Annotated in this window: 12 protein-coding genes; all 12 read right to left on the reverse strand. The window is 60.4% G+C overall.

Annotation, left to right across the window (positions count from 1 at the left end; all coding sequences use genetic code 11):
* Window positions 1-97: 97 nt before the first annotated feature.
* Window positions 98-310, reverse strand: a complete 213-nt coding sequence (locus ACOCD2_RS05355) for a hypothetical protein (protein WP_293672438.1) — start codon at window positions 308-310, stop codon at window positions 98-100.
* Complete coding sequence (locus ACOCD2_RS05360; protein ID WP_293645560.1) at window positions 294-1076, reverse strand: lipopolysaccharide kinase InaA family protein; 783 nt, start codon at window positions 1074-1076, stop codon at window positions 294-296. Before ACOCD2_RS05360 ends, ACOCD2_RS05355 begins: the two co-directional genes overlap by 17 nt.
* Window positions 1069-1872, reverse strand: coding sequence for a lipopolysaccharide core heptose(I) kinase RfaP (rfaP, locus tag ACOCD2_RS05365; protein WP_293645558.1), 804 nt, complete (start codon window positions 1870-1872; stop codon window positions 1069-1071). Before rfaP ends, ACOCD2_RS05360 begins: the two co-directional genes overlap by 8 nt.
* On the reverse strand, window positions 1869-3014 hold the full coding sequence (locus tag ACOCD2_RS05370; RefSeq protein WP_305800181.1) for a glycosyltransferase family 4 protein: 1146 nt from the start codon (window positions 3012-3014) through the stop codon (window positions 1869-1871). Before ACOCD2_RS05370 ends, rfaP begins: the two co-directional genes overlap by 4 nt.
* Window positions 2978-3991 carry a lipopolysaccharide heptosyltransferase I gene (gene waaC, locus ACOCD2_RS05375; RefSeq protein ID WP_293645557.1) on the reverse strand — a complete coding sequence of 338 codons (1014 nt, stop codon included), beginning with the start codon at window positions 3989-3991 and terminating at the stop codon, window positions 2978-2980. The genes ACOCD2_RS05370 and waaC overlap by 37 nt, the downstream gene beginning before the upstream one ends.
* Window positions 3992-4597 (reverse strand): adenylyl-sulfate kinase, encoded by a 606-nt coding sequence (gene cysC / locus ACOCD2_RS05380; protein WP_293645555.1) that lies wholly within the window; start codon window positions 4595-4597, stop codon window positions 3992-3994.
* Entirely contained in the window at window positions 4587-5615 is a 1029-nt protein-coding gene (gene waaF / locus ACOCD2_RS05385; RefSeq protein WP_293645553.1) for a lipopolysaccharide heptosyltransferase II, read from the reverse strand. Before waaF ends, cysC begins: the two co-directional genes overlap by 11 nt.
* A 24-nt stretch (window positions 5616-5639) precedes the next feature.
* On the reverse strand, window positions 5640-5828 hold the full coding sequence (locus tag ACOCD2_RS05390) for a zinc-finger domain-containing protein (protein ID WP_293645551.1): 189 nt from the start codon (window positions 5826-5828) through the stop codon (window positions 5640-5642).
* Window positions 5825-6763, reverse strand: a complete 939-nt coding sequence (locus tag ACOCD2_RS05395; protein ID WP_293645549.1) for a branched-chain amino acid transaminase — start codon at window positions 6761-6763, stop codon at window positions 5825-5827. The genes ACOCD2_RS05390 and ACOCD2_RS05395 overlap by 4 nt, the downstream gene beginning before the upstream one ends.
* Window positions 6764-6765: 2 nt before the next feature.
* The gene (gene glnE / locus ACOCD2_RS05400; RefSeq protein WP_293645547.1) at window positions 6766-9582 is read right to left on the reverse strand and encodes a bifunctional [glutamate--ammonia ligase]-adenylyl-L-tyrosine phosphorylase/[glutamate--ammonia-ligase] adenylyltransferase; all 2817 of its coding nucleotides are present in this window, start codon (window positions 9580-9582) and stop codon (window positions 6766-6768) included.
* On the reverse strand, window positions 9582-9914 hold the full coding sequence (locus ACOCD2_RS05405; RefSeq protein ID WP_293645545.1) for a DUF302 domain-containing protein: 333 nt from the start codon (window positions 9912-9914) through the stop codon (window positions 9582-9584). Before ACOCD2_RS05405 ends, glnE begins: the two co-directional genes overlap by 1 nt.
* 145 nt (window positions 9915-10059) lie before the next feature.
* Window positions 10060-11655, reverse strand: a complete 1596-nt coding sequence (locus ACOCD2_RS05410) for a thioredoxin family protein (RefSeq protein WP_293645543.1) — start codon at window positions 11653-11655, stop codon at window positions 10060-10062.
* Window positions 11656-11847 lie beyond the last annotated feature (192 nt).

Below are 11847 nucleotides of genomic sequence, written 5' to 3' on the forward strand. Positions count from 1 at the left end.
AAGTTGTTGCGCAGTGCTTGGTGACCAGGACGGCTGGGGCACAAATAGGTTGTCAAAGGCCGAGTCGATTTTGGGGACTGGGATGTCCCAAAATCTATCACGAGGCCGAAGACACGCTTGCCGCAGGCAGGTTGATAAGCTCCATGGGCTTGCGCTTGCTGCCGTAGCTGATGTTGTCCACGGCAAAGAAATGGTTCACGAAATAGACTTCCCCGGCAATCTGCCGGGCACGCTCACCGGGCGTGGCTGCCGTAACGGTCACCGGCAACAGCAGGAACAGCAGCAGGCGGATTTCAGCGCCTGCCGGCATACTTGTGCTCCGCCATGGCTTCCAGCCGTCGCCAGACAGCGCGCACCTCATCATCCACGCTCTGCTTCCCCATGTAGCACAGCAGAAAACGCAGCCGGTCGGTGCGGCTGATGCGCGCGGTACGGCGGTTGAAGCTGTCCAGGTCTCGCAGCATGGCCTGACGGCGGGTAAGGCGCGCACGCATCTTTTCCAGATCGATGAGGCAGGCCGCGCCGGTCTGCTCCTGAATGAACATGTGCTTGGCGTGCATGGCGTTGTGGGCGAGACGCAGCTTGTGCAGCTTGCTCAGGACGGCCGCGGTCCGGGGTATGACCTTGCGGCGCTGTTCGCGGTGTTTCCCCCAGTCATCCCGGTACCAGCGCTCGATGAGCACATCCAGAGGCAGGTAGTCCTTCAGTTCACGGGTGGCCAGTATCACCTGCCAGCCTTTGGGCGATTTCCGTTCGGCGTAATAGATCATGTGGGGCGCGGAGATGCCCCGGCTGTTCAGCAGGCGCAGGTTGCGCGCCTCGCTGCGAAAGGTCGGCTCCCTGGATATGGGATGCCGCCAGGTCTTGCGTGTGTGGTTTTCCTGGCGCTTGAGGAAAACTGTCTCTTCACTACCGTCAGGCGATGGCAGCACGATACGCGAAACGCCGCTCCAGCCGCCACGGCGCTGGTTTGGCGGTTCGAACCAGTCTGCCTGCAGGTTCCAGAGCGCATCGAAGCTGCCCAGACCGTTGTGCTCGAAAATGGCCTGCCAGCCTTTTTCAACAAAGCTAATCATCGGGTATTCCCTTTTCTTTCAGGGCCATGGCCCGTTTTTCCACGGCACGTAAAAATTCGCCCTGCTGCTCGAATATGCTGCGCAGGGGCTGATCATGATACACCCGCAGGAAGCGCCAGAGATCGCGCCGCGTCAGGCCGGTCTCCATGGCGGAAAAGTACAGGCTGCCCACGTCCTTGACCCTCCAGCGGCGGGGCACACGACGGCGCAACTGCACGCGGTGCAGGTCGATGAGATGCAGATGCAGCGTTTCTTCCGCGCCGTCCCAGGGCTGCCGAAGCAGAAAATGGCAGATGTAAAGATCCCGATGGTTGATTCCATTCTGATGAAGACGGCGGGTCATGGCGGCAACACGCGCTATCAGGCGCTGCTTTTCGGCAAAGGCCGGTGGTCTGCCTGCCCAGTCTGCACAATAGTCCTCCAGGCTGATGCTGTTCTCCAGCTCACGGGTCACCACGAAGGAACGCCGTGTTGCGGGATTCCAGCCTTCGTGCCCGTAGGCCGCCAGGCGCATGGTTTCCACGCCCAGTTCCCCGAGACGCTGTATGGCCCGCCATTCGTTGGCCGCCCCGATGACGGGCAGCCGCAGGCTCAGCAGGTTTTTCAGGATCTCATTCCAGCCCACACCCCAGTGCAGTTTCAGGAAATAACCCTTCCCGTCCACTTCGAAACGCAATGTGCGGCGGTTGGCGCCCTCGGGATTGCGGTATTCCTCGCCCTCCACGGCGAAGACATCGTCCACCTTTGTCCAGGGACGCTCGAGGCTGTCAGAGAATGTATTGGATAACCAGATCATGAATCGAGAATCAGATCCGCGGCATATTCGGTCATGCTGTACAGGTCATGGCTGCGGCCATAGCGGATGCCGTTTTCCCGCCAGGCCGCCCTGCGCCCGGAGGTCAGCATCTCCACCAGGCTGCGGTTCAGCACATCCTGTGAGAAAGGCTCAGGCACCACGATGCCGGCGTCTGCCTCTTTCACATAGTAAGCGTAACCGCACACGTCAGTCACGAGCGTCGGCAGGCCGGCGATGATGGCTTCCAGGATCACCATGCCGGAGTTTTCATAATAGGCCGGGTGCAGCAGCAGGTCGCCGCCCTGCAGGAAACGGGGAATATCATCCCGTCCGCGCAGTATCTGGAAACGCTCCGCCACGCCCTGCTGCCTTGCCAACCGGTTGAAAGGTTCGCCGTTGTCACTGCCGATGGCGATCATGCGGGTCTTGAGCCGCAAGTCTTCCGGAAGGGAGGCGAACGCCAGGATGGAGCGGTCCAGTCCCTTGGTGCGGAAACCCGAACCGATGCAGAGTATGAGGTGCTCGTCATTGGCTACCCGGAATTCCCGGCGCAAGTCACTGCGCATTTCGGGCGCGTCACTACCCGCCATGCGGCTCATGTCGATGCCGGGAGGCAACATGTGCAGACGCGCCTCCTGGGTGTCGTAGTATTTCTTGTAGATCAGGTATTGCCGTCGCGAAATGAGCAGAATTTCGGTTCTGCTGTCACGACCGAAGACAGCTTCCTCGTAGGACAGGAAATGGCGATAGCGCGGCAGACTGCGCACTAGGACATTTCGTTCCCGGTACAGCTTGTCCTTGAGGCAGGGATCTGCCGCATAATAGAAGTCCAGGCCGGGCATCTTATTGAACCCCACCACGCGATCGATGCCCTGTTCTTCGAACAGCGGCGCCAGGCTTTGCTGGAAAACACGGTATTTCTCATGATTGCTCCAGCGCTTCACCGGCAGTACGTGCACTGCCATGCCCTCGGGGCGTTCCCCCTCCCAGCTGAGTGTGTAGATATGAATCTCATGGCCCCGCGCCTGGCAGGTGCCGGCAATCTGCAGCATGTCCCGCTGCAGGCCGCCGAAGGGAAAATACTTGAACAGGACGAAAGCGAGTTTCATGCGGGCGTCATCTGTTTCTGCAGCGCAGTCCATACCAGCACCGGCGGCAGGGTCTGAAAACAGGCGGGCTGCACCGGGCTTTCCTCCGGGTAACTGCACTCACGCCGCAGGCAGGGCGCGCAGGGAAAGTCTACCACCAGGTTCTGCTGACGCTTCCCCATTGCCCCGGTCAGACTTTCTTCCGTCGGCCCATAAAGGGTCACCGCAGGCGTGTTCAGGGCTGCAGCGAGATGGGCCAGTCCGGTGTCCACGCCCACTACCCCCGAGGTACGCTCGAGCTGATCCTTGAGGCCATTCAGGTCCATGCGCGGCATCAGCTCACCGGCGCCCGCCCGGCTGATGATCTCCTCCGCCCGCAAGCGTTCTTCGGGCTCATACCAGGGAAACAGCACCCGGTAACCCGCCTGGGTCGCCAGCCCGGTCAGCTCCCGCCACCAGGGCAGGGGCCAGTGCTTGCTGGGCCAGGTGGTGCTGTGCAGGAAGACCAGTGATCTTTCCCGTTCGCCCCGTGCCGTCTGCAGGCCGGATTCTGGTGGTGTCGCGGGCAGGGGGTAGTCCAGGGCCAGGGCGAACAGCCGGCGGATACGCTCGACAGCATGGAGCCGCCGTGAGACGGCATGGCGCTGCCGGTAGAAAAGACTGGCCAGAGGTTCACGCAGGGAATGGCGGTCATAACCGGCCACCGGTCCCCTGGCCAGACGCGCCGGCAGGGCGCTCTTCAGCAGTCCCTGAGCATCGATGACCAGATCATACTCGTCCTGCCTCAATGTTTCGCGAAACTGCCGGATCTGCCCTTTCTTCCAGGCGGTCCGCCAGTTGCGGCGCCAGCGGCGCAGGCCGATGGGGAGGGTTTTGCTCACCGCCGGGTGCCACCCGGGTACCTGCACGAAAGCCTCTTCCACGAGCCAGTGAAATTCGGTGCCCGGCAAGGCGGTGACAGCATCGTTTATCGCGGGGAAGGTATGGATCAGGTCACCCAGGGAGGAGGTTTTTACGATCAGAACCCGCATTCAGCCGATCAACTTTCTTTCCTGCAGATACCCGAGTACGCGGTCGATGCTTTCGTCCAGGCTTTCCGTGTCCGTATGCACCCTGACCTCGGGTGTTTCGGGTGCTTCGTAAGGCGAAGAGATACCGGTATAGTTGGGAATCAGCCCGGCCCTGGCCTTGGCATACAGGCCCTTCACGTCCCGCTGCTCGCAGGTTTCCAGGCTGCAGTCGCAGTAGACCTCGATGAACTCGCCATCACCGAACAGCTCGCGTACCCGCTCACGCTCTTCCCGGAAGGGCGAGATGAAGGCCGTCATGGCGATCACACCGGCCTCCACGAACAGGCGCGTCATTTCTCCGATACGGCGGATGTTTTCCTTGCGGTCTTCCTCGCCAAAGCCCAGGTCGGAACACAGGCCATGGCGCACGTTGTCGCCGTCGAACACGAAGGTGCGACAGTTCATCTGGTGCAGATGCTCTTCAATGGCATCGGCCAGAGTGGATTTCCCCGAACCGGAAAGCCCAGTAAACCACAGCACAAAGCTCTGGTGGCCGTTGAGTTTCTGGCGCCGTTCCCGGGTCACCGTGGCATTGTGCCAGACGACGTTTTCTGTTTTATCGTTCACTTTTTCCTGCTACTTTTTCCAGGGAGGCCTGCACCTGGTCGGTTGAAATATCCTGCAGACAGCGCAAGTGCCCCAGGGGACACTCCCGCTCGAAGCAGGGACTGCATTCCAGCCCCAGGCTCAGCACTTCATGCCGGGCATTGAGGGGTGGCGTGAAACCCGGATCAGACGAGCCGTAGACCGCAACCAGCGGCCTTTCCAGTGCTGCGGCCACATGCATCAGACCGGAGTCGTTGCTCACCACCGCATCTGCCAGGGACAGCAGATCCACGGCCTGGGCCAGAGAGGTTCTGCCGGCCAGGTTCTCACAGCCGCCGCCGGCCCCGGCTGCGATATTGTCGCACACCGCACGATCTTTATCCGATCCGAACAGCCAGACCTGCCAGCCTTTTTCGACATAACGCCGGGCAAGGTCGGCATAATGGGCTTCCGGCCAGCGCTTCGCATCACCGTATTCCGCACCGGGACAGAGGGCAAGCACAGGCTGGTTCACTGGCTTCTCCAGCCCCAGAGCTGTGAGCGCGGCCTGCACATCGGCAGGATCGACTTCCAGCCGCGGCGGCAGAATCTCAGGTATTTCTGTCAGTTGCGGTGCTTCTGCCAGCGCGACAAAACGCTGCACCGTCATGGTCAGAAAGGATTTGTCCAGCCTGCGGATATCGTTGAGCAGGCCGTAACGCATTTCCCCCAGCCAGCCGGTGCGCAAAGGAATACGTGCCGCCCAGGGGACGATGGCGGATTTCCAGGAATTCGGCAGGAGGATGGCCTGCCGGTAACGCCCGCGCAGAGAACGCCCCAGCTGCCAGCGCCGGCCCAGTTCCAGCCGGCCATGGCCCAGGGGCATTTCCAGGCCTGCTCTCACTTCGGGCATGCGTTCCAGCAGGGGCAGGCTCCAGCCGGGCGCCAGGACATCGATGGCGGTATCCGGCGCCTTCGCCTTGAGCGCCCGGAACAGGCTCTGGGCCATGACCATGTCCCCCACCCAGGAAGGACCCACGACCAGTATGGCGGAAGTCAAATGCCGCAGCCTGAGTCCGCAGCGTCAGTCGGTGAGGATGTAGCGGGTGCCGCAATAGGGGCACACCGCTTCGCCGGTCTTCTCGATGGGCAGATAGACCCGGGGATGCAGGTTCCAGATCTCCTCTTCCGGCAGGGGACAGCTCAGGAGCAATTGCTCCCGGCTCACCCGGACTTCCCGCTGTTGGGTTTTGTGTGCGGCTTCGGTGCTCATGATCCTTCTCCGTTCACGTAGGTCAGCCAGCCGTGGTGTACCGGCGAGCGCCCATGTACGACATCGAAATATTTCTTCTGCAGGTGCTCGGTGATGGGGCCGCGTCCGCCATTGCCGATCATGCGGTTGTCCACTTCACGTATGGGCGTCACTTCCGCCGCCGAACCGGTGAAGAAGGCTTCGTCGGCGATATAGACTTCGTCGCGGGTGATGCGTTTTTCCACCACCTTCATGTCCGCTTCTTCCGCGAGCTGTATGATGGTGCGGCGGGTAATGCCGTCCAGGGCGGACGTCAGGTCCGGTGTGTAGAGCACCCCATCACGCACGATGAAGATGTTCTCGCCCGAACCTTCCATGACGAAACCCTGGGTGTCCAGCAGCAGCGCTTCGTCATAGCCGTTGTCCAGGGCCTCCTGCAGCGCCAGCATGGAGTTGATGTAGTTGCCGTTGGCCTTGGCCCGGCACATGGTGATATTCACATGATGGCGGGTAAAGGACGATACGCGGATGCGGATGCCTTTCTCCATGGCCTCCTCGCCCAGGTAGGCGCCCCAGGTCCAGGCCGCGACCATAGCATGCACCTTCAGGTTGTCGGCGCGCAGGCCCATGCCCTCTGAGCCGTAGAAACACATGGGACGCAGGTAAGCGGAATCCAGGCCGTTTTCACGTATGGAGTCGATCTGCGCCCGGTTGAGGGTATCCCGGTCGAAGGGAATATCCATACCCAGTATGTGTGCAGACTGGAACAGGCGGTCGGTGTGGTCTTCGAGACGGAAAATGGCCGGCCCCTTGTCCGTATGGTAGGCGCGCACGCCTTCGAACACGCCCATGCCGTAATGCATGGTGTGGGTGAGCACATGCACCTTGGCATCACGCCAGGGAACCATCTCGCCATCCATCCAGATCAGGCCATCTCGATCTGCCATTGTCTGCATCTTCAATCTCCGTTCATCATAATTTGCTGCCAGGCTTCCTGCACCATCTGCCGCTCCTCCTGCAACTTTTCCCTGCCGATCATCCCTGCCTGCTCCTGCAGGGTCAGGTGATGATAGATGTCACGGAATCGCTGATAGGTGAGTACCAGCGATTCCCCCAGGGTGGCCGGAATCAGGCCCGCTTCCACCAGGGTTTCCAGCAAGCGGATATTGTCGGTCCAGGCTGTCAGCGCGGGGACTTCCCGCGCCCATCTCAGAACAGCATATTGAACCATAAACTCGATATCAGTGATACCACCTTTCCCCTGCTTGAGATCAAAATTCTCCGCGTCACTCTTGTCCAGCGAAGCGCGCATCTTTTCCCGCATCTGGCAAACTTCTTCGCGCAGTTTTTCCGCTTTCCGGTCCTGGCGCAGCACGTCGGTGCGCACCTGCACCACTCTCCCGGCCAGCGTCTCGTCCCCGGCCACCATGCGTGCCCGCACCAGGGCCTGGTGCTCCCAGGTCCAGGCGCTGTTCAGCTGGTAGGTCTCGAACCCCTTGAGCGAGGTCACCAGCAGGCCGGATTCGCCATTGGGCCGCAGACGCATATCCACCTCATATAGGATGCCGGAAGGGGTGCGGGTGTTGAGCAGATGCACCATACGCTGTCCCAGCCGGGCGTAGAAGACATCATTGGCTACAGAACGGGGGCCGCCGGTCACCGCCGACTGTGAATAATCGGCATGGAGAAACACCAGATCGAGATCGGAACCGTAGCCCAGCTCCAGCCCGCCCAGCTTGCCGTAGCCCAGTACCGCAAAGCCAGTGCCCTGCACCTCACCGGGACAGCCATGGCGCTCCACCAGATAATCCCAGGCCAGGCGCAGCACATGCGCCAGCACCGATTCCGCGATTTCGGTGAGATAGTCACTCACCACCATCAGGGGGATGGCACCGGTAATGTCAGCAGCGGCGGTACGCAGGCGGTTGCCTGCGGCAAACTGGCGCAGACGCTCCATCTGCTGCTCGAGGTCGTGAGGATCAATCCTGGCAAGCATGGCATCCAGCTCTTCGTCGAGCTCCTCCCTGCGCAGGGGGGCATACAGACGGCGCGGATCGAGAAGTTCATCCAGCAGCACCGGATAACGCACCAGCCGACTGATGACCCAGCGGCTTTCACTGCCCAGACGCACCAGCTGCTCCAGTACTTGGGGATTTTCCAGCAGCAGATCCAGATAGGCGGTACGCCGCACGATGGATTGCAGCAGATCCAGCAGTCGTTCCAGGGTGAGCTCCGGCGCTTCCACCCGGGCCACGTCTTCGAGCAGACGGGGCATGAGCCGGTTCAGCTTCTGCCGCGCCGTCTCTGACAGGGTACGGCTGGCAGCGCTCTGCCAAAATGCCTGCAGCTGTTCAATAGCTTCTTCCGCCCTGCCGAAGCCGGCTTCTGCCAGCAGGTTTGCGGCAAGCTGCTCGTCGGGGATCAGCCAGGCCTTCTCCAGGACATGCTGTTCATCGCTGACATCGGAGAACACCTGTGAAAACTGCTGTTCCACCACCGCACGGTGCTCGTCCAGCTGTTCCAGGAAAGCTTCCCAGCTGCCGAAACCCATGCTGCTGGCCACCCGCGACCGGCCTTCCTCATCAGTGGGCAGGAGATGGGTCTGCTCATCCTTCCAGGCCTGCAGGCGATTCTCGGTCAGTCGCAAAAACCCGTAGGCGCGGGCGAGCTGACCCACTGTTTCAGGCGCCATCAGCTGCTTGTGCTGCAATTGCTGCAGCACAAGCAGGATGGGGCGAATCTGCATGTCCCTGTCCCGGCCGCCATATACCAGCTGAAAGGCCTGGCCGATGAATTCGATCTCCCGGATGCCACCCCGCCCAAGCTTGATGTTGGCATCCATGCCACGGTGGTGCATCTCCGCCTGAATGCGGCGCTTCATGTCCCGAATGGCGTCGATGGCGCCGAAGTCGATGTAGCGGCGGTAGACGAAAGGCCGCAGAATGCCCAGCAGCTGCGCCTGGTATGCCCCTTCGCCAGTGATTGGCCGGGCCTTGATCATGGCATAACGCTCCCATTCCCTGGCCTGGGAAGCGTAGTAGGTCTCCATGGCGCCGAAGCTCAGCGCCAGGGGGCCGGCTTCACCGAAAGGCCGCAGGCGCATATCCACACGGAAGACGAAACCGTCTTCGGTCTGCCTACCCAGCACGTTGATGAGCTGCCGTCCCACGCGGGTGAAAAACTGCTCGTTGCTGAGAGGGCGGCGGGCATCGGTTTCGCCATGGGAGGGAAAGGTGAAGATGAGGTCGATATCGGATGAAAGGTTGAGTTCCCTGGCGCCCAGCTTGCCCATCCCCAGCACCACCATGGCCTGGGCCTTTCCTGCCTTGTCCCGGGGGGTTCCCCACTGCTGCACCGCCCAGCCCATGAGCCTGTCCAGGCTTTGCCGGATGCAGATGTCCGCCAGTTCCGAAAGATCTTCGAGGGTTTCCTCTAGCGCTGCCTTGCGTGTGATATCGCGCCAGATGATGCGCAGCATCTGACGCCGGCGAAACTGCCGCAGCGCCGTCAGAAGTGCATCTTCGCTCTCAACAGACTGCAGCGTTTCCGTGAGCTGACGGGACATCCGCCCCGGCACCAAAGGTTTTTCCAGCGCCCCGTTCCGGTACGACTCCAGCAACAGATCCGGCCAGCGCAAGCAGGTCTGTGCCGCATAGTCGCTGGCGGTCCAGACCTGCGCCATTTCCCGGGCAAAGGCTGCGTCTGACAGCTGAGCCGCCTGCGGCAGCGCCGACCATACGGTCAGTAATCTGCCCAGACGGTCAGTTTCGCTCATTACTCCGTACCGGCGGCCTTGGTGGCGAGCTTGCGCAGTGCGCCGGTCATTTTCTTCACCAGCTTGCCCCTGTCGGTGATGCCATGGCGGGCGGCAATCCAGGCGGGATCATTCCAGCCGATATTGACCTTTCCTGCAGCGTCCTCCCAGACCAGGTATTTCATGGGCAGGTCGATGGCCACGCTGGGCTGGCTCTGCATCAACAAAGAGCCTGCCTTGGGCTTGCCGAAAATCAGCAGCTCCACCGGCTTGAGTTCGATATTCACGTTCTTTGCCGCCTTGCCGTGATTGATGCGGGCAAACACCCGGAATCCTGACCCGGAATCCTGCATTGGTCACCACCTTTTCCAGGCGATCCACGGTCCCGGCGACATTGTGGCTGCTCTGCATGACCACCATGCCTTCGGCAGCGTAAACAGGCAGAGCAAACAGCAAGCCCAGTAAAACGATCAGTTTTTTCATGTGGTTCTCTCCTTGTCAGGATGCTTTCATGATGAATTCACAACGCTCCATCGCTTCTTTGCCGAAAGGCAGGCAGGTATTGATGAAAGCCCCCTTGATCTCGATGAGTTCTGCCGGACTCGATACCTGTGCCCAGGCATTCAGTGCCTTGAACACCCGTTCCAGGGCACGTTTGCTACGACCATGAAACGGCGCTTTTTGTTTCTCAAGCTGGGAAAACAGTTCCTTGCTCACCTCAATGATCTTCGCATCGTCATCCGGCGTCTGCTCCGTAAGCTGGCGGATATAGTAGGAACCCCATTGAATTTTCGTGGCGGCGCCAGTGGCTGTTTCCCAGGCCTTTGCGTACCAGTTCAGGGCTTCCGCCTCGTCTCCGGATTCGGCCGCCAGATCCGCGAGTACCAGCATCCAGTACTGGTTGTTGCTGCCCGCCGCCATTTCCTCGTTGATTAGCTGCTCAGCCAGCGCCAGCTGACCAGACGCTTTCAGCAGACCATAGGCTGCATAGTTTACGGCAATTCTTTCATGGCCATCAGTCAGCTTGCTGCGCGCCTGGCTCACTGCCTGACGGATCTCTTTCCTGAGATCGTTCGGCACCTTCTTTCCCGCTGTCTTCAGCCAGTGTATCCTGCCCGCGTAGACAGACAGTTTCTGCGCAGGGCCGAGAGACGAATCCTGCTGCAGAAGGTCCAGGGCCTGTTTCCAGGCCGACATCAGCATTTTCCTGTCTTTGCTGCCGGCCTGGGTTATCCGCGGGATCAGGACATCCGGCTCATGTATGACAAAGGAAAAATTGTCTCTGCTGAATTCCCTGGATGCCAGCAATTGCTGCAACCGCTTCACCGCATCCCCGGCTTCCCTTTTGCCGGGGGGCTCTTCACGGGCCGCCAGCGCCGACAGATACTGGGCACTTAGCCTTGCCTTTTCCTTCGGCAGGTTCGCCGGCACCCTGTCCGACAGGATCTTCAGCACCCCGGCAAGATCCCGTTCACCCAAAGCCTTGCCACCGTCCTGTTCCCAGGAATAGTAGGCCAGCATGTGCCATTCCTCATTGCTGGGATTTCTGCCATTGTCGAGGATGTCCCTGACCAGCGTGGCCACGGGCCGGGTCTTCGCCAGGGCCAGGTCCAGCATCTGGGGATAAAGATCCAGGCTCATACCGCCCGGCAGGCGTGTGATCTCCTCTCCCTCGGGGGTGAACAGCATCAGTGTGGGATAGCCCAGCACACCGAACTGTTCCCCCAGCTTCTGGGCCGCCTCGGTGTCGCCATCCAGGTAGACGGGCACAAACAGCCGGGTTTTCTGAATGAATGCCAGATTCTTGAACAGGGTGGCTTTGAGCTGGTTGCAGGGAGGACACCAGACCGCACCCCAGTAGAGAAACACGGGCTTGCCGCTCTTTTTCGCCTCCGCGAAGGCCTGCCTGACCGTGCCCGGATACCACTGTATGCCGTTGCCATGGCCGGCAGCCGACTGTACCGGGGCGGTGGCAGCCAGCACCATCAGTAAAAGCAGTATTTTCAATCGATTGATCACAAAGGTGTCCATCGGGTAGTGAGGGAGAAAGGCATGATAACGCACGCCCCTGTCCCGGGCCGTGAAAATGCGCAATCACCCGACCACTTCGAAGCCAGGCGTTAACCGGGACACAGCAGGACACTCGAATTGGGTATAAATTATACCTAGTTCCCGTCTATAAATGCCAAGTCATTGAAATTCAATTGAAAAACCGAAAAAAGACGATGAGAAATCCGGTGCAGGATGGTACAATTATGATCTAAAGCATTGATACATAAGAAAACC

The sequence above is a fragment of the Thiolapillus sp. genome (genome assembly GCF_048562965.1).
Taxonomy (GTDB): domain Bacteria; phylum Pseudomonadota; class Gammaproteobacteria; order Chromatiales; family Chromatiaceae; genus Thiolapillus; species Thiolapillus brandeum_A.

Excerpts from the sequence above, each read along its gene's own strand:
- ACOCD2_RS05355 (WP_293672438.1), bottom strand. The coding sequence starts at position 310 with ATGCCGGCAGGCGCTGAAATCCGCCTGCTGCTGTTCCTGCTGTTGCCG.
- ACOCD2_RS05360 (WP_293645560.1), bottom strand. The coding sequence starts at position 1,076 with ATGATTAGCTTTGTTGAAAAAGGCTGGCAGGCCATTTTCGAGCACAAC.
- rfaP (WP_293645558.1), bottom strand. The coding sequence starts at position 1,872 with ATGATCTGGTTATCCAATACATTCTCTGACAGCCTCGAGCGTCCCTGG.
- ACOCD2_RS05370 (WP_305800181.1), bottom strand. The coding sequence starts at position 3,014 with ATGGACTGCGCTGCAGAAACAGATGACGCCCGCATGAAACTCGCTTTC.
- waaC (WP_293645557.1), bottom strand. The coding sequence starts at position 3,991 with ATGCGGGTTCTGATCGTAAAAACCTCCTCCCTGGGTGACCTGATCCAT.
- ACOCD2_RS05390 (WP_293645551.1), bottom strand. The coding sequence starts at position 5,828 with ATGAGCACCGAAGCCGCACACAAAACCCAACAGCGGGAAGTCCGGGTG.
- ACOCD2_RS05395 (WP_293645549.1), bottom strand. The coding sequence starts at position 6,763 with ATGCAGACAATGGCAGATCGAGATGGCCTGATCTGGATGGATGGCGAG.
- glnE (WP_293645547.1), bottom strand. The coding sequence starts at position 9,582 with ATGAGCGAAACTGACCGTCTGGGCAGATTACTGACCGTATGGTCGGCG.
- ACOCD2_RS05405 (WP_293645545.1), bottom strand. The coding sequence starts at position 9,914 with ATGCAGGATTCCGGGTCAGGATTCCGGGTGTTTGCCCGCATCAATCAC.